Here is a 17,249-nt window from a genome sequence, read left to right on the forward strand (position 1 = left end):
GGGCGGACACGACGTGAACCAGGCTCGTGACACGACCGAAGGTCTCCGGCGGCGCGGCAGCATGTCCAAGGGCGATCAACGTGAAGCGCAGATCCTCGACGAGACCCGCCGGCTGCTGATGAAGAAGCCGATGGCCAAGCTGACCGTCGACGACATCACCACCGCGACCGGCATCTCGCGGACCAGCTTCTACTTCTATTTCCCGTCCAAACAGGCGGTCCTCGCACGCCTGATGGAAGACGTCAGCGACCGCTACGCGCAGACCCACGTCTGGCTGCCCTCCACCGGTCCGCAGCGCGAACTGCTGCGCACCCAGCTCGCCGGTGCGGCCGAGATCTGGCACGACAACAGCGCGATCCTGGTCTGCTCGCTCGAGGGATACGACAACAACTACCCGCCGCTGACCGAATTCCTCGACGGCATCCAAACCCGCTTCACCAGCGCCCTGGCCGCCAAGATCGACCGCGATCGCGCCGCCGGTCTGGCCCCCGAGACCATCGACTCCGCGACCCTCGCGACCCTCGTCTCCCTCATGCGCGACGGCCGCCTCTCCCAGCTCTCCACCGCATCCCCCGACGCCCTGACCCACGGCCTCGACGACCTCACCGAGGCCATCCTGCGCCTGATCTACGGCCGCCTGGACTGAGATCGGGGCAGTCGGCCACCGAACGACTCTGCCGCTCAGGGTGTCTCGTGCTCCAGCACGGGATCGACGCGTCTCCAGCGGGCCGGAGCCGCGACCCCTGCCCGCTGAAGCTGCTGTCGAGCTCAGCTCCGAGTGCGAGTGCTACCGCGATCGTCGACCGCTGCCGCCTCGGCTGTCCGGGCGGCGGCGAACATCGGGATCGGGCCATCCGGGCCGCCGGTGAAGGAGAATTGCGGGCGGATCGGATCGGTTGTCGCGGAGTTCAATTCGAGCTGCTGGGCGATGGTGGCGAGGGCGAGGACGGCTTCGGTGTTGGCGAAGACGTGCGCCACGCACATGCGTTTGCCGGCGCCGAAGGGCAGGGTGGCGTGGCGTTGCGCGGCGGTCAGGTGCTCGGCCAGATAGCGGGCGGGATCGTAGATTTCGGGATTCGCCCAGACTCTGCTGTGATGGTGCATCTCGTGCAGGCCGACGATGACCGTGGCGCCGGCGCGGATCGGGAAGTCGCCCAGCAGGTCGTCGCCCTTCGCGACCCGGGCCAGGCCCACGACCGGCGGATACAGCCGCATGGTCTCGGCGACAACGGCTCTGGTCCACGGCAGCAGGTCCACATCCTCCGCGGTGGGAGTGCGGCCGCCGAGAACATCGTCGAGTTCGGCGTGCAGGCGGGCCCGGACCTCGGGATGCTCGGCGAGCATCTTCCAGGTCCAGGCCAGCGCGGTGGCGGTGGTCTCCATCCCGGCTCCGATGAATGTCATGAGCTCGTCGTGGATTTCGGCGTCGGTGTAGCGGTGCCCGGTTTCCGGGTCGACCGCCTCCATGAGCAGCGCGAGCAGATTGTCGCGCCGGGTGATCACGCCGCTGCGATGATCGGCGATGAGCCGGTCGATCACCCGCTCGACATGGCGGAGATCGCTCATCATGCGCGGCGCGAGGATCCAGGCTGAGGTCCGCATGACCCGCATGGGCAGGTGGTGGCGGTGCGTGAGCTCGGCCAGCCGGTGCAGCGGGCGAGCCGTGCCGGCGACGAATCCGAATCCGAAGAAGCCCAGCATGCGCGTGAAGGTGATCTCCTCCATCGGCCCCGCGAGTTCGACCCCGAACATGGTCCGGACGACGATATCCAGTGTGAGACGGTTCATTTCGGCGTTCGCGTCCACGACGGCCCCGTCCGCGCCGAGTCGCAGCAGGCGCTGCGCGCACTCTCGCGCCGCGTCGGTGATCGGGCCCGCGAGGGCGGCGATATTGCGCTTGCCGAACACCGGCTGCACCAAGCGTCGATTCCGTTGCCAGCGAGCCACATTCGTCTCGGTGACCAGGCCGCGCCCGAAGGCCACGGCCAGCATGTCGTATTCCGCGCTCTTGCTGTAGTTGTCCTGATTGGTCACCAGGACATGCCGCGCCAGCTCCGGATTGCGCACCATCACGTAGCGCTGAAACGGCATGCGGGCCAGCATGATGTCGTCCTCGCCCGGCAGCTGGCTGCCGTAGAAGTCGGCGAGGGTGCCTTCGCGCCGGCGCGGAATCACCTGGGCGGCGAGTTTCCACGACTCCCACCACGACACCCGGGTGCGATGCCAGCGCAGCGGCGCGGGCTGCCAGCGTGGCGGGTAGAGCGTCCGATCGGGCTCGACCGAAGTTGTCGTCATCGCGAATCCCCTTGTTCACGTAGCCTGTTGTCGCAGCGTAGGCCGGGATTCCGGGGGCGGGCGTCCACCGTTCGGAGGACACCGGCCGGTGCGGGCCGGGCTATCGTCGAGGCATGACAGCGCGCGGCACGACGCCCGTGGGGTGGGAGTTCTGGTACCGGATCTGGTGCGGCTACGTGGTGGGTGGCCTTGTCGTCAGCGGCATTCTCGTCGTCGTTCTACAGCGTGAGTTCGCCGGGAATGTCTGGGGCGCATTGGCCGCTCTCACGGGTCTGCTGCTGTGGTGCGCGCAGTTGGCGCCGCGCCGCGACAATCCGGAGGCGTTCTATCACCGCACGGTGAGCCGGAAATCGGTGACGTTCGTGGCCGGAACCCTGGTGTTCTTCGTCGCGGCGGGGTGGTGGTCGGCGGGGGCCGTCGCGGCGCTGATGGTGGTGTACGCGCTGATCTACATGTCGTTGCCGGTGCGCCCGGCGATGCTGGTCGCCGGGGCGGCCAGTCTCACGCCGCTGATCTTCACGCTCCTGTCGCACACGTATGTGCCGTTGGGACTGACGGTCTCGCTGATCGCGGTGGTGTGCAACCCGGCCATCGGCGCGACGATCGCCTTGGCCATCGATCGTGGTGAACAGCTGGCGGTATTGCTGCGCCAATTGGAGGCCAGCCGCGCCGATGTCGCCCGGCTGTCGCGGAAGGCGGGCTCGGCGGCCGAACGCGCCCGGCTGGCCCGGGAAATCCACGACACCCTGACCCAGGGTTTCACCGGCATCGTGACCTTGGCCCAAGCCGTGGAATCGGAACTCGATTCCGACCCGGCCCTCGCCCGTCGGCACATCGCGCTCATCGAGGCCACCGCGCGGGAGAACCTGGTCGAGGCCCGCGCGATGGTCGAGTCGTTGGCGCCACCGGAATTGAGCGCCGGGCCACTGGCCGAATCGGTGCGGCGGCGCTGCCGCAGGCTCGCCGACGAGACGGGTATCGAAGTGAGTGTGGAGGTGGATTCGACTGTGCCTCAGCTGAATACGGTGACCGAGGTGGTACTGCTGCGTGCCGTCCAGGAAGCGCTGGCCAATGTGCGCAAACACTCCCACGCCGACAGCGTCACCGTCGCTCTCGCCCGTGTCGGCAAGGGTGTCCGTTTGTCGGTGTCGGACAATGGGATCGGCTTCGACGCCGACGACGCCGACGGCTTCGGCCTGCCCGGCCTGCGCAGCCGGGCCCGCGAGATCGGTGCGACCCTGACGGTCACGACCGCCCCGAGCTCGGGCACCCGGGTGGAGATCGAGGTGCCGTCATGATCACCGTGCTGCTCGTCGACGATCACCCGGTGGTCCGAGAAGGCATGCTCGGAATGCTTTCCCGCGAACCCGATCTCACGGTGATCGGCGAGGCGGCCGGGGGAGCCGAAGCGGTGACGGTGGCGTCCGCCCTGCGGCCCGACGTCGTCCTGATGGACCTGCGCATGCCCGATATCGACGGTGCCACGGCGACCGAACAGATCCTGTCCGCCTGCCCCGGCACCCGCGTCGTCATCCTCACCACCTACGAGACCCACGCCGACATCGTGCGTGCGGTCGAGGCCGGTGCGTCGGGCTATCTGCTGAAGGGCAGCTCCCGCGCCGAGCTCACCGCGGCGGTGCGCGCCGCCGCCCGCGGCGAGACCGTCCTGGCTCCCTCGATCGTCGCCAGGCTGCACCCGCACGAGCCTCGCGTGGCACTGTCGGCGCGCGAGCTCGAAGTTCTCGCCCACGTCGCCACCGGTTCGACCAACGCCGAGATCGGGCGACTCCTCCACATCACCGAGACGACCGTGAAAACCCACCTGCAGCGCGCGTTCGCCAAACTCGACGTCTCCGACCGCACCGCAGCGGTCACCGCGGCGCTGGCCCGGGGCTTGCTCCCCGCACCCTGACCCGCCCTATCTCGGTCGCACGCGCGCCGATTCGATGCGTGCGGCGAGTTCCACCAAGTCGGCGGCGGGGCCCTCGGGAGGCGTCCGGCGATGCCAGATGGCGCGGAACTTCCGGGCCAGAGCGATCGAGTCGGCGAGGCGCACCTCGTGCAGGGTGCCCGCCCGCAATTCGTGAGCGACGATGAGACGGCTGACCACGGCGGGTGCGGCGCCGCTCCGGGCCGTGGCGAGAATCGCCGCGGCAGAACCCAATTCGGCCGCGGGCGGAGCGGGCGTGCCGTGTATCTCCAGCGTCTGCCACACCGTATCGCGCGTCCCCGACCCCTTCTCCCGCCAGAGCAGCGGGGTGTCGGCGAGTTCGCGCGCTGTCAAGGCCCGGCGGCGGGTCGCCCACGGATGCGTGGGGGAGACCACCACGACCAGTTCGTCCGCGGCGAGCACCCGGCTGCCCAATCCCGTTGGCGGGTGCGGTCCTTCGACGAATCCGAGGGCCGCCTCCCGATCGGTGACCGCCGCCGCCACCTGCCGTGAGTTCGCCACCGCCAGCGTCACCGCCAGGTCGGGATGGATCTTGCGCAGCGCGTTGAGCCAATGCGGAATGCGATGGTCGGCAATGGTCGTCGAGGCCACGACCCGCAGGCTGGGCCGCGCCGCGTGACGCAGGGCCGCGATCCCCTCGCCGAGCGCCACCGCCGCCGCCAGCACCGGGCGCCCGAGCTCGACCACCGTCTGCCCCGCATCGGTCAGCACCGACCCGGTCCGCCCCCGATCCACCAACCGCAGATTCAGCCGCCGCTCCAACGCGCTGATCCGCATGCTCGCCGCGGGCTGACTCATCCCGTGCCGTCGCGCGGCCGCCCCGAGACTGCCCAACTCCGCCACCGACATCAGCAGGTCGAGCACCTCCAAATCCGGCGTCCCCGGCGGCAAGCTCATAAGCCCACCTTATGACGTGATCGTCATTCGCCCGCTACCCGCCACCCGCCCCTCCCGCGAGGATCGAACACATCCGCAGGTAGCGGACCGTATCCCGTAGAGGAGCGCCCCCATGACGTTCGTAATCGGCGCCGCCTGCGTCGACGTCCTCGACAAGGCCTGCATCGAAGAATGCCCCCTCGACTGCATTTTCATCGGCAACCGCATGGCCTACATCCACCCCGACGAATGCATCGACTGCGCCGCCTGCGAACCCGTCTGCCCCGTCGACGCCATCCACTACGAAGACGACATCCCCTCCGGCCAAGAACAATTCATCACCGAGAACGCCCGCTTCTTCTCGGAACCTCTCCCCGGCCACACCACCCCCCTCGGCCACCCCACCGGCGCAACGAGCACCGGCCCACTCGGAGTCGACACGCCCTATGTCCGCGACTATGAGCGATAACAACACTTGAACCACGGTACAAACGCCCCCATGGAAATTCGAGGCTCGAACACGGACATCGAACTCCGCCGCGCGAATCACGCCGACGCCATCCCGATGGCGGAGGTGTGGTTGCGCTCGTTCGCGGATGCCCTGCCGAACGTACGCCGGGCACACACCGAGGCCGAGGTTCGAACCTGGTTCTCCGACGTGGTCCTACCCCGATACGAATCCTGGGTGGCGGTGGCCGATTCGGCGGTGCTGGGTCTGCTGGTCCTCGGCGAAGCCGAACTGGAACAGCTGTACCTGGATCCGGCCGGACGCGGCCAGGGCATCGGGGACCGGTTCGTCGAACTCGCCAAGCAGCGTCGCCCGAACGGCCTGGGCCTGTGGACATTCCAGGTCAACACCCCGGCCCGCCGCTTCTACGAGCGCCACGGTTTCGTACCGGTAGAACACACCGATGGAGCGGAGAACGAGGAACGCGAGCCCGCGGTCCGGTATCGGTGGCGCCCCACCGGCAGCCCGGGGTCGACGGTGAGGTAGCGGCGGGCGGTTCCTAGGCTGAGCGCAGTCGCTGGATCGCCAATGGCACTGCGCCCGACCACCATTGCGGGTCGGCGGTACCGTCGGTGGTGCGCCCGTCGCGGTGCACGTAGTGGCGGACGTCGCGTCCGGGTGTGGTGAACTCGCCGGCCAGGGCTCGTTCCAGCCATTCGGCGCCGAATCGGAAGATCTCGGCCGCCACACCACCGAGGGGATGGAATTCCCCCTCGTAGACGCGAACCTCCTTGGGAGCGCGCACCAGTTCGTAATTGGCGAGTGCCTGCTCGAGCGGGGTCAGTTCGTCGAACTCGCCGATGCCGTAGAGCACCGGGCATCTGATGTCGCCGGCCAGATCGCCCAGCGGCATCCGATCCCGCAGTTCGCGGTCGAAGGAGGGCTCGTCGTCGTAGCCCGCCATGTACATGTAGTTGTTCTTGAAGCTGGGCTGGGCGCGCTCGAATATGGTCCGGAAGTCTCCGGTCGGCGCCTCGAAGGCCGCCAGCGCGGCCAGCCGCGGATCCGTTGCGGCCGCCCGTGATCCCCAGTATCCGCTCATGCTGATGCCGAACATGCCGATCCGGTCCGGGTCCACCTCCGGCTGTTCGATCAGGAAGTCGACGTAACGGCTCACGGCGCGTTCGTAATTCGTCAGGTCGACGGTGAGCCCGTGCGCCCGGCTCTCACCCTGTCCGGGGCCCTCGATCGACAGCGCGACCACACCTCGCGAGGTGTAGTACCGTTCGGCGGCGGCGATGTAGTCCTCTTTGATCATGTCCATGCCGGGGCCGAGGATCACCGCGGGAGCCTGTCGGACCGGGCCCGCGGGCAGGTGCAGCAGCGCGAAGATCCGCTCACCCTCGAAGTCGAGCGCGATCCGCCGGACCAGCCCGCCACGCAATCGCCCCAGCCGTTCGACACAGAAGTTGGTGCGTTCCCGGAATGCGAGCTTGCGCGGATCGGCGGCGTCGAAGATCGAGTACTGCGCCCGGCCCCACATCACCGCGGCCCGAGTGTAGAGATCGGCGGCGGTGCGCGCGAACCCGTTTCGCTCGTGGTGGGCGGCCCGCTCCTCGGCCTGGGCGGCGATGGCGGCCCACGCCTTGGGCAGCATCGCCCCGCTCTGCACGAGTGCGAAGACCTTGTCGAAATCGGTGTGGTCGTGGCCGAGCTCCTCCATGGTGCCCTTGGCCTGTGGATGCAGTGCGTCGAATCCGCCTTGGGCGAGGGCGATATCGAGGGCCCAGCTCTGGCCGGTGGATCGAGTGGTCATCGTGCGTGCTCCCTTCTGGAAAGACTAAGTACTTATCTATTAAGTACTTAGGTTAAGCTGATTGTCAACCCGCCCGACCCGCCGACAGGAGACGCACCGTGACAGACGACCTCGATCAGGACCGTGCGGCAGCCCTCGATCTGCTGGCTCGCGCCGCCTATCGGCTCAGCGCGGCGGACTCCCGGCTGCGCGGCCGCGCCACCCGCTCTCCCGAGGCGCTGTCGCTCACCCACGCGCGCGCCCTGCGGGCCCTGGCCGACCAGGGTCCGCTCACCATCGGTCAGCTCGCCGCCATGACCGAAACAACCGGCGCCGCAACCACTCAACTCGTCAACGGTCTGGTGGCCGCGGGCTATGTCACCAGGGAACGTCCGGCCGGAGACAAGCGTTCGGTCCTCGTCGCACTGACCGACGCCGGCCGCCTCCGGTGCCGCGAGCGCATGGCGGCCATGACCGACGCGCTTCGAGAGGAACTGGGGGACAAGGACTTCGCGGCGCTGACATCCGCCGCCGACACTCTCGACCGCCTGGTCGCCGTCTACGACCGGTTGTGATGCGCGGGCGGCGACGGGTCCATCGCCGGAGGGAAAATCGGTTGTCCGCCGGGGTGTCGGTGTGGCGTCATGGATCGCGATGAAGCAACAGCGACCGGCCAATGCCAGAGCCGTCACCGACGGCATCAAACTGCACCGGCACCCGGTGCGGTCGCTCGGTGGTGTCCGCACGGTGATCACGCTGCGAGCCGGCACTCGGGTTCGGTTCAGCACGAACCGATTTCACGGCACCTGGCATGTGTTGTCGGACGATCGGGGTGCGCGGCTGTTGGCGCGGTTGCTGTGGGGGCTGTCCTATCAGGCTCGGCCGGGTACGGTCGTGCTCATCGATCAGCGGTTCGTGGCGCCGAATCCGTTCGACGCCGACCCGGCCGATCCGATTGTCCTGGTCCCCGGCTGGTGCACTCGCGTGGATGATCAGGTGGCCGGAGGGCTGAAAAGCCGTTTGTCACTGTCGAATCCGGACGGCACCGTGCGGTGGCGCACGTTCGGGCTGGATCGGGCGTTGGAACCCGAGGCTTTCGAGGGCTGGTGGGACCGTTATCGCGGTGGGGAAGGGAACGGGCGGGTCAGCCGTCGACGAGGTCTGCTCGTTCTCACCCCCGGATCGCCCGATGAGGCTCGCGCCTGGGCGCTGCACGCGGCTCGCCTGGACACGGCGAACCGGTACGGCACCGACTATGTCTATCTGGGTCCTTGGGATCACGGCTACGACGGCGAGATTCAGGTGTTCCGGCGCTTCCGTCCGATGCTCAGCGTGGCCGCCCGGGCTCGCGCACAAGTCCTGTCCCGCCCCGACGCACCCACCGACCCCCACAGCCTGCGGTCGGCCATATGGCAAGAGGCCGAACACGTCAGAGGCGATGCCCACCTGAGGATCCGGGAATGGCGGGGTAGCGCCTACGCCCTCGGCGCCGAGGCTGCCGCCATGCTGTCGCAGGCGGGCGTTTCCAGCCTCGACGACCTCGCGGACGTCGGCGCGAGCGAGGCATACCGCCGCATGCGCGCCGCCGGGGTGCCGGGCCTCGATCGGGAAATGCTCTGGGCGATGGAGGGAGCGCTGACCTACCGCGACCGCCGCAGCATCAGCGCGGAGCGCCGCCGCGAACTCCTCGACGAACTCGGTGAAGACCCCACGCCCGGACCGGTCCGCCGACGCCGTTACCGAGCCCCTGTCCGGCCGGTCCGGTCCGCACCGGCGTCTCGCTGGGGTTCCTCGTGATGCAACCAAATCTTTGCGTGTGATACCGTCCGATATGCATCGGGTGGACGGGCCTTCGGTTTCCGATCACGCCGGTGCCATCAGGTATGGCAGGACCGCCGTCGGGGAATCGCTTCCCACGATCGGCTCCGGCGGTGGTCTTGTCGTCCGCCGCTGCCCGGCACGGCCGGGCTACCGATAGTTGGCCGCGGTGCTCGGGCGGGTTGGTCCGGGACCGGATGCCGGATCGAGCCGCATCGTCATCTCTCGCCGAAATTTCGCGAGGCTCAGGATGATTCGCTCGTATTCCGGCTCTTCGACAAGGCTGTGGTGGGTGCTGACGATCGAGATGACCTCTTCGATGGCGGTGATGTCGTCGTGGATCGTGTTCAATCGAGCTTCCTTGTCCGTTGGGTATGGATACTGTCGGATGCTGATCGGCGGGTCGGTAGCTGCCAGTGGATCACGTACCCGGCTCAGCGCAAATATATCATTGCATAACGCATAGAAATGCATGAAAAGTATGTTGGCGTGATGTGAGTAATCGCATGTACTCGAATGCGCTACTGTTTGCTATTGCAAATCATTTTTGGCAGGATGCTCACGGTGTCTTGGGACAACGACGCCTTGGAGCGCTGGCGAGGATGGGTTGCCGCGATCGGCGGCGGCGCCAGTATTCGTGAGATCGGCCGCCGCATCGGCCGATCCGATATGACGGCCGCCTCCCAGCTCGCCCTGCGTGATCGCGAGGACGGGCGTACCCCGATTCCGCATCCGGAAGCGGTGGTGGCCTTCGCGCGAGCCCACGGCGCCGATCCCAAACGCGCCCTGGTCGTCGCCGGTCTGCTGACCGAAGATGAGGCCACGCGCGGCGTCGCCACCGCCCAGCTCACCGAGATGAGCCTGGACCAGTTGGGGCAGTTGCTGATCGCGGTCGGCGAGGAGATCGGGCAGCGGGCCGGGGCCCGGGATGCGAAGAAGGGCAAGAAATCCCGCCGTGACGGGCTCGGAGAAAGGCTGCTCGGGTGGACTACCGATTCCTGATCCTGCTGGTCGTGGTCATGGCGGTGCTGCTGTTGCGCTGCACGCGATGGAAGACCGAGCCCACGACCCGCCCGATCACCGTCACCCTCGCGGTCCTGGCCCTCGTCATCGTCCTGCACCTGCCGGGCGTGATCGGCGACCGCTGGCTGCACGACCACACCCCCGAATTCCTGGACTTCGCCAACTGGACCAACCTGCTCGCGGACCTGCTGATGACGGCCCTGGCCGGATTCAGCGGCGCCCTGGTCGCCCGCGCCTGGCGGCTCGAACGGCTGGTCCCGCTCATCGCCGCCGTCACCCTCGTCGCAGCGGTCTCGCTGATCTTCGTCTGGCAAGCCTCCGACGCCAGCCAGGTCGCCACCCCGCACATCGGTGATCTCGGCGGTGCGGCGACCTGGTACACGGTGCTGTCCGCCTCGGCGATCACCCTTGCGGGACTGATGATCTGCGCTTCCGTAGTGCTGGCCACCAACATGCCGTGGCGTCTGCGCCTGGCCCTGATCCCCATGGCGGCCGCCTCGGCCGCCGGCGCGGCCATCGGCCTCATGCACCTGGCCGGCGCCCTGACCCACCCCGGTCAACCCTTCACCGATCCCAGCCCGGCAACTTTCACCGGAACCATGGGCGTCGCCTGCTACGCCGTCTCCGGCCTCCTCGACCACGTGGTCCGCCGGAATGTTCCGAGTACTCGCGAGGAACAACGGGAACCCGCTGCCACAGTGCACTGCTGACGAAATACCCTGCACGGCAGACAAAATCGCTGCCGCCACCTTATTGAACATAGAAACAGCCCCGGGATGACTCCCGGGGCTGTTCGCCGAACCCTCTGCCTCTCAACCCCTCCCGGTCAGGAAGGTCGTCGGCGGAGGCTCCGAAGCCTGTGCCGATCTACAGCACGGCCGAACCCAGCGCGGCCGAGCCGGTCACGCCCAGTGCGAGAGCGTCGATAACCATGCCGACGCCGACCAGAGCGGAACCCGCGGCAAGCTCAACAGAACCCATTTCAACTTCCCTTCGAACTGCGGTGCAACTAACTATCTGACGCCTGGCACGCTACCAAGAAGAATTTGCATCATGCAAAGCGCTGTGCTGTGATTTGTGCGAATAAAGCAGATTTAGCCACATAACTCCAGTTGGAATGGGGTGATGTTTCGTATCTATGCTTGCGTTTTGCATGAAAGTCGATGCACCGCTGATTCCGGTTGCGGTCATGCTTGCTGCCATCGCGGGCGTTTGTCCGTCGCGGTGGTTCCGCGCACCGTCGGCTTGCCGGTCGGGGCATCCGGGTGCGAGCGGCCGTAGCACTCATCGCCGGGGAGTTCCATAAGGCGTTGTGCGACACGGCGTGCGGCTCGTTCGAGGGCTGGGCTGCGACCGGACGGGCCGTAGCGGCGCGCGGTGAGTACCGCTGCCGCGACCACCGTTCCGTGTTCGGTGACGGGTAGGGCGATGGCGCGGATGTCGGGGTCGGCGAGACCGTCGCTGCGGGCGAGGCGTTCGCGGCGGATCGTGGAGAGCTCCGTGGTGAAGGCCGCGGCGGCGACGGCGTCCGCCGCGAGATGCAGCAGTCGTTCCCGATCGGCGTCGGCGGCGTAGGCGAGCAGCAGTCGGCCCGCCGCAGTGCGGAGTACCGGGCGCGGGGTGTGGTCGTCGGCGACCCGTTGGAGTTGCCGGGGTGCGCGCGGCCCGGCGTGGTCCAGATAGAGCAGTTCGGTTCCGACCAAGGCGGCCAGCCCGATCGGAACGCGAGCGTCACTGCTGAGCGCTTGCAGCGCAGCGTGATCGAGTCCGCCCGGCGGTCCGGGGTGCGCGGCGAGCACGCCGAGGACATGCGGGCGCGCGCCCAGCCGGTAGTGCCGGTCGGTCCTGCGCAGGTAGCCGCATCGGCACAGGTCGTCGATCAGGTCCTGGGTGGTGCTGACCGGTGCGGTGATCGCGGCCGCGATCTCGCTCAGCGTCAGGGGCGATCGGGCGCGGGCGACCGCGTCGAGAATCCGGTCGGCCCGCATTATCGCTCGTTGCTCGCGCATGTCGACATCTTACGAATATTCGGAGTAGCTGACGGTCGGGTGCGCGCTGGGACCAGTCTGGACTCATGGACGTGATCGATTCGCAGACAACACGAGACGCCGACGCACCGCATGCCGACGCCGAGACCGTCGCGGCTTCGCTGGCCGGGCTATTCGGATGTGATGTCGGCCCGGTTCACATCGTGGGCGGCGACCCTCTGACACCTTCGGTGCACCGGCTCGGCGACGCCTCGGCCGCCGCGATCGCCGCCTTCGGCCAGCAGATCGCCGCACTCGGGAACCAGGCGCCAGTGACCGTGCGCACCGACGCCGCCATCGACCAACTGCGCGCCAGCTTCCTGACCACGCTCAACGGCCAGGCCGCGCACCGGCTCGCCGAGGATCCGGCGTCGCTGGGCAACAACGACTTCTACGCCACCCGCGACAACCGCTGGATCTTCCTGATCACAACCTACCCGCACCAGCGCGACGCGGTCTGCCGGGTGCTGAACTGTCCGCCGTTCGCCGATCGCATCGCCGAGGCCGCCGCGCACTGGGACGCGTTCGCGCTCGAGGACGCGGTCTGCGCGGCCGGGGGAGTCGCGGCCGTCGTGCGTGACGCCGACGAATGGCGCGATCTGCCGGTTGGTCGGCACAGCATGGCGCACCCGGTCGTGCGCATCGACCGGATCGGGGAGGCTGACCCGCGCCCCGTGCCGCGGGGCGGGCAGTGGCCGCCGCTGCACGGGTTGCGCGTGGTCGACCTCACCCACGTGATCGCGGGGCCGGTGGCGGCAAAGCTGTTGGCCGCCTTCGGCGCCGACGTACTACATGTCAGCAGGCCCGACCTGCCCGACCCGGTCGCTATGATCGCTTTGACCGGCGGCGGCAAGCGCAACGCCTATTGCGATGCCCGCGACCTGCGCCAGGCCGAGCGCCTGCGCGAAGTCGCCGCCACGGCCGACGTCTTCGTCAACGCCTACCGGGGTATGGGTGCGCGCGGCTTCTCCGCACACGACCTCGCGACGATCAATCCCGGAATCGTCACGCTCGAATACCACTGCTGGGGCGCGGACGGCCCCTGGGCGGCACGCGGCGGATTCGATCAACTCGCCTGCTCCGCAACAGGTTTCGCCCTGGACGAGGCCGTCGACGGCAAACCCTCGTTGCCGCCGACCTACCTGCTCAACGACTATCTCGCCGCCTACCTCGGGGCCGCCGGAACCGTCGCCGCCCTGCGCCGACGCGCCACCGAAGGCGGCAGCTGGCGCGTACGAGTGGAACTGGCCCGGGTCTGCACCTGGGTCCAGGATCTCGGCCGATTCAGCCCCGACCGGGTCCGCGGCCTGCCCCGGCCGGATGCCGCATCGATCCCCGTGCACACCGCGCACGGCCCGCTCGGCACCCTCGTCGAACCGGTGATTCCCATCGATTTCACCGGCCTGCCGACCCCCACGCCCGGTGCGCCCACCCTGCTGGGTACCTCGGAGCTGCGGTGGTAGCCGACCGATTCGAGGGCGGTTCTAGTCCGTCGGCGTGCTGGAGTTTCCGGTCGTCTGTGCTCTGAACAGTTGGTCCACATCGACCGCCGCTCGGGCTTCCAGGGTGCTGATCTCGAAGTACTGCGCGGGCGAGATGTGGTGCCGCGCAGCCACCAGGGCAGCGGGGATGGACTCTCTTTTCGTGTTCAGGGCACGGACATTCGCGTTGTAGAGCCGCCTGGCCGCGGCGATCCGGTCCTCGACGTCGCTCAGTTCGCGCTGCAATGCTGCGTAGTTACGGATCGCTCCCAGCTCGGGATACTGTTCGGCGAGCGCCGACAACTGCGAAAGTGCTGCGGTCAGGGTGTTTTCGGCTGTCGCGACCCCGGACAGCTCGCCACCGGTCCGGTTCGGGTCGGCGGCGAGTGAACGCGCATTGTTCCGGGCGATCGTCACGGCTTCCAAGGTTCCGCGCTCGAAGGCCGCGGCGCGCTCCACCGTGGCGACCAGATTCGGCACCAGTTCGTGGCGGCGCTGAAGCTCGACATCGACCTGCTTCCAGGATTCGGCGATCAGATTCCTGAGCCGGACGAAATCGTTGTACGCGGCGCGATACCACAGGGCCGTCACCAGCACGGCGGCTGCAATCGCTATGGCAATGACGGTGGGGCTCATGCGATCTTCCTTTCCGGGCCGAACGGCTCCAGCCGATCCGTCGCGGGCGTTCCATAGTCGGTCCAGGCGAATCGTGGGATGCCGTCGGCGATTACGCGCATCGCTGCGAAAACTCCACCGATATCGCGGGGCCGATTGCCGAGGGTCGTGACGCCGACCAACAGATTCCCGACGATCTCGAACTTGGTCAGCATCACCGCACCGCCGTGCTGCCGGGCGAGACCGACCAGGGTGTCGATCGTGCGCGGCGTCAGGACCGCGTGCGCGAAAGCCGGTTTCGAGCAATACACCGAGAATCGATCGTTGAACTCCGCCGATTCGAACTCCACCCGGGTGCCGGTGGTGCCGTCGAGTGTCACCCCCATCGTCATCCTGGGCAAAGCCGCGGGAAGTGTGAGAGCGAAGACATTCCGGTAGTGCGTGCTGACATTGATCCGGTTGTTGTGGAGCCAGGTCAGATGGAAGAAGCTCGCCGGATAGTCACCGATCGTGCCCTCCATCGTGTCGCGGATCCGGAAGCGCCGTGCCCGGCCGATGGTGAACGGCGGGAAATCCCACGCGGGCACCGCCCAATCGCCCGACCGGCGATAGCGAAACCCGTTCTCCTCGGCCCATGCGGCGGTCCACCGCTTGCGAAATGCCTTCACGATGATCCCCGCCGGTACGAATGCGAATAGCGGTGTGGCGGGCAGCAATACCCACGAGAACGGCTCCCCGTGATCGTGCCACCACCGATACTGCGCAAAAGCCAGGACGGCGAAAGTCGTCAATGACAACCCGTTGAGCACCCATGGCCGAGAAAGGATCGAACCGCTGTCACCGCTCGATTCCCCACCGGTCGTATCGTTCATGATTCCCCCTGCTCGCACACCGCCCGACGTGGACAGCCTCGACGATTGTGTCAGGCACGCGCAAATTGTTTACCCGTGCCCGACGAATGCCCCGGGGGTCAAATGGACGCGGGCTGCAGATTGTTCACGAGCAGGCCCAGGGTGAATTCGAAGCGGTCGGCGCCGGTGCCGGAGATCAGCTCGGCGGCGTGGCGTCGAGTCTGGGGGAACTTCTCGACGGGCAGTGCGGTGAAGCGGTCCAGCAATTCCTCGGGGCTGAGCACCCATTCTTGATCCTGGTGCCGGCGTCGTTGCTGGACCAGCGACTGCTCCAGCGCATACGCGCTGACGTAGAGAGACAGTGCGTCGCGGGCCCATCCGGCGGTCCTCGGTTCGATGCCGCCCGCGAGCAGGATTGCCAGGATTCCTTCGCCGACCCGCAGCGTCTCCATATTGGTCGGCACCACGGCCAGGGCGGCGCGTGAGACTCCCGGGTATTTCAGGTACAGGTCGCGGATCTGCGTGTACACCCTGACCAGCTGCTCGCGCCAGGCCGCCGGGTCCGGCTCGGGCAGCACGATCTCGCGGTAGAGCCTGCCGATCAGCAGATCGTCGATGTCGTCCTTGTTGACGATGTGCGCGTACAGCGACGAGGGTCCGGTGCCGAGCGCGGCGGCGACCCGGCGGATGGTCAGCGCGTCGTACCCCTCGGTGGCGACGACTTCCAGGACGGCGTCGGTGATCCGTTCGACGGTGATCGGCTTCTTGCGTGGTGCCGGCGCGACGGCCTCGGCTGCGGGTTGGGCGTGGCGGGCGGCGCGGCGTTGACGGGGATCGGCGGGCATATCGGCCACCCTACCTTGACACGATCTAAGTTCGTTAAGTAGAACTTAGATCGTAAGTACGAACTTAGTTCGTATCCATGTCCAGGAGGTGTGTGATGCGAGTTGCGGTTGTCGGAGCAGGCCTGGGAGGTCTGGCTCTCGCGCAGGGTCTGCGTGGTGCGGGGATCGAGGCCGACGTGTACGAACGAGACCCGGGGATCGTCGCGCGATTCCAGGGCTACCGGCTCGTCCTGAACCCGGTCGGTTTCCAGGCGGTCCGCGACTGCCTGCCGACGCGCTGGCACCCGCTGCTGGACGAGATCGTCATGGAAGCCACCGCCGAGCAGCTGATCCTCGACACGCAACTGAACGAGATCGGCAAGCTCGGTGCGGGCCGGACCGGCCTGGTGGTCGACCGGCAGGTGCTGCGGCACTTGCTGCTGACCGGTCTGTCCGTGCACACCGACTCCGCACTCACCGGCTACGACGTCCTGGCCGATGGCAGGGTCCGAGCCCGCTTCGCCCACCGCGACCCGGCCACTGCCGATCTGCTCGTCGGCGCGGACGGAATCAGCTCCGCGGTCCGCGCGGAATTGTCTCCGCGGACCGTCCCGACCGACACCGGCGTCCGCTTCGTCATCGGCCGCACCCCGCTGACCGACGAATTCGCGGAACTGTCAAAGGCTTACGGCTCGAAGATCGCCGGCGACGGTATCAGCCTGCTGCTCGGCGCAATGCGTTTCCGCACCCCGCCCAAGCAGGCCGCCGAGCAACTGGCTCCCGAGGTCACCCTGCCCGATATCGGCGACTACGTGCGCTGGGCCATGATCCTGCCGCCGAACGGCTCGCTCGCGGACCTGACCGCGCAGGACGCCGTGCTGTCCAGGATGCAGGGCTGGCACCCGCGGCTGCGTGCGCTGATCGAACAGGCAGATCCGGACAACAGCACGCTGCTGTCCATCCGGGTGGTCCAGCCCGGTGAGCGCTGGCCCTCCGGCCCGGTCACCCTCCTCGGCGACGCGATCCACGCCACCTCCCCAACCGGCGGCAACGGTGCCAACACCGCCCTCCGCGACGCAGACCTGTTGCGCCGCAACCTGATCGAGGCCCACGAAGGCCACCGAACCCTGCTCGCCGCCGTCGACGCCTACGAACGCCAGATGTTCGACTACGCTGCCGAAGCCGTCCACGACAGCCTCGAAAAACTCCCAGCCTTCGCCCCTGAAGCAAAACTGCTCTGAGCGA

At 67.8% G+C, this 17,249-nt stretch carries 19 protein-coding genes; 11 read left to right on the forward strand and 8 right to left on the reverse strand.

Translation table 11 applies throughout. The annotated features are described in order from the left end of the window. Positions 1 to 13 precede the first annotated feature (13 nt). Positions 14 to 646: a TetR/AcrR family transcriptional regulator gene (locus tag GPX89_RS09050; protein ID WP_328601619.1), complete on the forward strand. Its 633-nt coding sequence runs from the start codon at positions 14 to 16 to the stop codon at positions 644 to 646. Between the two features lie 122 nt (positions 647 to 768). On the opposite strand, the gene GPX89_RS09055 is transcribed toward GPX89_RS09050, so the two are convergent. Then, on the reverse strand, positions 769 to 2,295 hold the full coding sequence (locus tag GPX89_RS09055; RefSeq protein WP_157386740.1) for a cytochrome P450: 1,527 nt from the start codon (positions 2,293 to 2,295) through the stop codon (positions 769 to 771). A gap of 113 nt (positions 2,296 to 2,408) precedes the next feature. On the opposite strand from GPX89_RS09055, the gene GPX89_RS09060 reads away from it, so the two are divergent. Beyond that, positions 2,409 to 3,593, forward strand: a complete 1,185-nt coding sequence (locus GPX89_RS09060; protein WP_157386741.1) for a sensor histidine kinase — start codon at positions 2,409 to 2,411, stop codon at positions 3,591 to 3,593. Beyond that, entirely contained in the window at positions 3,590 to 4,207 is a 618-nt protein-coding gene (locus tag GPX89_RS09065; RefSeq protein WP_157386742.1) for a response regulator transcription factor, read from the forward strand. The genes GPX89_RS09060 and GPX89_RS09065 overlap by 4 nt, the downstream gene beginning before the upstream one ends. A 6-nt stretch (positions 4,208 to 4,213) precedes the next feature. On the opposite strand, the gene GPX89_RS09070 is transcribed toward GPX89_RS09065, so the two are convergent. Continuing rightward, positions 4,214 to 5,143, reverse strand: a complete 930-nt coding sequence (locus GPX89_RS09070) for a LysR family transcriptional regulator (RefSeq protein WP_157386743.1) — start codon at positions 5,141 to 5,143, stop codon at positions 4,214 to 4,216. A gap of 112 nt (positions 5,144 to 5,255) precedes the next feature. Between GPX89_RS09070 and fdxA the strand changes: the two genes are divergently transcribed. After that, complete coding sequence (gene fdxA / locus GPX89_RS09075; RefSeq protein ID WP_157386744.1) at positions 5,256 to 5,591, forward strand: ferredoxin; 336 nt, start codon at positions 5,256 to 5,258, stop codon at positions 5,589 to 5,591. A 30-nt stretch (positions 5,592 to 5,621) separates the two neighbouring features. After that, the gene (locus GPX89_RS09080; protein WP_198347314.1) at positions 5,622 to 6,116 is read left to right on the forward strand and encodes a GNAT family N-acetyltransferase; all 495 of its coding nucleotides are present in this window, start codon (positions 5,622 to 5,624) and stop codon (positions 6,114 to 6,116) included. A 13-nt stretch (positions 6,117 to 6,129) separates the two neighbouring features. On the opposite strand, the gene GPX89_RS09085 is transcribed toward GPX89_RS09080, so the two are convergent. Next, positions 6,130 to 7,386 carry an alpha/beta hydrolase gene (locus GPX89_RS09085; RefSeq protein WP_157386745.1) on the reverse strand — a complete coding sequence of 419 codons (1,257 nt, stop codon included), beginning with the start codon at positions 7,384 to 7,386 and terminating at the stop codon, positions 6,130 to 6,132. A 98-nt stretch (positions 7,387 to 7,484) separates the two neighbouring features. Here GPX89_RS09085 and GPX89_RS09090 point away from each other — a divergent pair, with 98 nt between their 5' ends. Next, positions 7,485 to 7,940, forward strand: a complete 456-nt coding sequence (locus GPX89_RS09090; RefSeq protein WP_328601620.1) for a MarR family winged helix-turn-helix transcriptional regulator — start codon at positions 7,485 to 7,487, stop codon at positions 7,938 to 7,940. A gap of 79 nt (positions 7,941 to 8,019) precedes the next feature. Next, the gene (locus GPX89_RS09095; protein ID WP_157386746.1) at positions 8,020 to 9,162 is read left to right on the forward strand and encodes a TfoX/Sxy family DNA transformation protein; all 1,143 of its coding nucleotides are present in this window, start codon (positions 8,020 to 8,022) and stop codon (positions 9,160 to 9,162) included. A gap of 171 nt (positions 9,163 to 9,333) precedes the next feature. On the opposite strand, the gene GPX89_RS09100 is transcribed toward GPX89_RS09095, so the two are convergent. Continuing rightward, entirely contained in the window at positions 9,334 to 9,657 is a 324-nt protein-coding gene (locus tag GPX89_RS09100) for a hypothetical protein (protein ID WP_157386747.1), read from the reverse strand. A 90-nt stretch (positions 9,658 to 9,747) separates the two neighbouring features. On the opposite strand from GPX89_RS09100, the gene GPX89_RS09105 reads away from it, so the two are divergent. Both GPX89_RS09105 and GPX89_RS09110 read left to right on the forward strand, forming a co-directional pair. After that, positions 9,748 to 10,185 (forward strand): hypothetical protein, encoded by a 438-nt coding sequence (locus tag GPX89_RS09105; RefSeq protein ID WP_198347315.1) that lies wholly within the window; start codon positions 9,748 to 9,750, stop codon positions 10,183 to 10,185. Next, complete coding sequence (locus GPX89_RS09110; protein WP_157386749.1) at positions 10,167 to 10,916, forward strand: hypothetical protein; 750 nt, start codon at positions 10,167 to 10,169, stop codon at positions 10,914 to 10,916. Before GPX89_RS09105 ends, GPX89_RS09110 begins: the two co-directional genes overlap by 19 nt. Positions 10,917 to 11,393: 477 nt before the next feature. Here the strand turns inward: GPX89_RS09110 and GPX89_RS09115 are convergent, their stop codons facing one another. Then, the gene (locus GPX89_RS09115; protein ID WP_157386750.1) at positions 11,394 to 12,215 is read right to left on the reverse strand and encodes an IclR family transcriptional regulator; all 822 of its coding nucleotides are present in this window, start codon (positions 12,213 to 12,215) and stop codon (positions 11,394 to 11,396) included. Positions 12,216 to 12,280: 65 nt separating this feature from the next. On the opposite strand from GPX89_RS09115, the gene GPX89_RS09120 reads away from it, so the two are divergent. Further along, positions 12,281 to 13,696 carry a CoA transferase gene (locus GPX89_RS09120; RefSeq protein WP_157386751.1) on the forward strand — a complete coding sequence of 472 codons (1,416 nt, stop codon included), beginning with the start codon at positions 12,281 to 12,283 and terminating at the stop codon, positions 13,694 to 13,696. Positions 13,697 to 13,717: 21 nt separating this feature from the next. Here GPX89_RS09120 and GPX89_RS09125 read toward each other — a convergent pair whose 3' ends face one another. The 3 genes from GPX89_RS09125 to GPX89_RS09135 all read right to left on the reverse strand — a co-directional run bounded on the left by GPX89_RS09125 (position 13,718) and on the right by GPX89_RS09135 (position 16,025). Then, positions 13,718 to 14,350 (reverse strand): LemA family protein, encoded by a 633-nt coding sequence (locus tag GPX89_RS09125; protein WP_157386752.1) that lies wholly within the window; start codon positions 14,348 to 14,350, stop codon positions 13,718 to 13,720. Continuing rightward, entirely contained in the window at positions 14,347 to 15,201 is an 855-nt protein-coding gene (locus GPX89_RS09130; RefSeq protein ID WP_157386753.1) for a DUF3137 domain-containing protein, read from the reverse strand. The genes GPX89_RS09125 and GPX89_RS09130 overlap by 4 nt, the downstream gene beginning before the upstream one ends. Positions 15,202 to 15,299: 98 nt before the next feature. Beyond that, on the reverse strand, positions 15,300 to 16,025 hold the full coding sequence (locus GPX89_RS09135; RefSeq protein ID WP_157386754.1) for a TetR/AcrR family transcriptional regulator: 726 nt from the start codon (positions 16,023 to 16,025) through the stop codon (positions 15,300 to 15,302). A 95-nt stretch (positions 16,026 to 16,120) separates the two neighbouring features. On the opposite strand from GPX89_RS09135, the gene GPX89_RS09140 reads away from it, so the two are divergent. Next, positions 16,121 to 17,245 (forward strand): FAD-dependent oxidoreductase, encoded by a 1,125-nt coding sequence (locus tag GPX89_RS09140; protein WP_157386755.1) that lies wholly within the window; start codon positions 16,121 to 16,123, stop codon positions 17,243 to 17,245. Positions 17,246 to 17,249 lie beyond the last annotated feature (4 nt).

This window comes from Nocardia terrae (genome assembly GCF_009760405.1).
Lineage (GTDB): Bacteria > Actinomycetota > Actinomycetes > Mycobacteriales > Mycobacteriaceae > Nocardia > Nocardia terrae.

What these genes read in the sequence shown, in the direction of transcription:
- GPX89_RS09120 (WP_157386751.1), top strand. Translation starts at nt 12,281, where the DNA reads ATGGACGTGATCGATTCGCAGACAACACGAGACGCCGACGCACCGCAT.
- fdxA (WP_157386744.1), top strand. Translation starts at nt 5,256, where the DNA reads ATGACGTTCGTAATCGGCGCCGCCTGCGTCGACGTCCTCGACAAGGCC.
- GPX89_RS09085 (WP_157386745.1), bottom strand. Translation starts at nt 7,386, where the DNA reads ATGACCACTCGATCCACCGGCCAGAGCTGGGCCCTCGATATCGCCCTC.
- GPX89_RS09065 (WP_157386742.1), top strand. Translation starts at nt 3,590, where the DNA reads ATGATCACCGTGCTGCTCGTCGACGATCACCCGGTGGTCCGAGAAGGC.
- GPX89_RS09080 (WP_198347314.1), top strand. Translation starts at nt 5,622, where the DNA reads ATGGAAATTCGAGGCTCGAACACGGACATCGAACTCCGCCGCGCGAAT.
- GPX89_RS09060 (WP_157386741.1), top strand. Translation starts at nt 2,409, where the DNA reads ATGACAGCGCGCGGCACGACGCCCGTGGGGTGGGAGTTCTGGTACCGG.
- GPX89_RS09130 (WP_157386753.1), bottom strand. Translation starts at nt 15,201, where the DNA reads ATGAACGATACGACCGGTGGGGAATCGAGCGGTGACAGCGGTTCGATC.
- GPX89_RS09070 (WP_157386743.1), bottom strand. Translation starts at nt 5,143, where the DNA reads ATGAGCTTGCCGCCGGGGACGCCGGATTTGGAGGTGCTCGACCTGCTG.
- GPX89_RS09055 (WP_157386740.1), bottom strand. Translation starts at nt 2,295, where the DNA reads ATGACGACAACTTCGGTCGAGCCCGATCGGACGCTCTACCCGCCACGC.
- GPX89_RS09095 (WP_157386746.1), top strand. Translation starts at nt 8,020, where the DNA reads ATGAAGCAACAGCGACCGGCCAATGCCAGAGCCGTCACCGACGGCATC.
- GPX89_RS09125 (WP_157386752.1), bottom strand. Translation starts at nt 14,350, where the DNA reads ATGAGCCCCACCGTCATTGCCATAGCGATTGCAGCCGCCGTGCTGGTG.
- GPX89_RS09140 (WP_157386755.1), top strand. Translation starts at nt 16,121, where the DNA reads ATGCGAGTTGCGGTTGTCGGAGCAGGCCTGGGAGGTCTGGCTCTCGCG.
- GPX89_RS09135 (WP_157386754.1), bottom strand. Translation starts at nt 16,025, where the DNA reads ATGCCCGCCGATCCCCGTCAACGCCGCGCCGCCCGCCACGCCCAACCC.
- GPX89_RS09100 (WP_157386747.1), bottom strand. Translation starts at nt 9,657, where the DNA reads ATGCATTTCTATGCGTTATGCAATGATATATTTGCGCTGAGCCGGGTA.
- GPX89_RS09115 (WP_157386750.1), bottom strand. Translation starts at nt 12,215, where the DNA reads ATGCGCGAGCAACGAGCGATAATGCGGGCCGACCGGATTCTCGACGCG.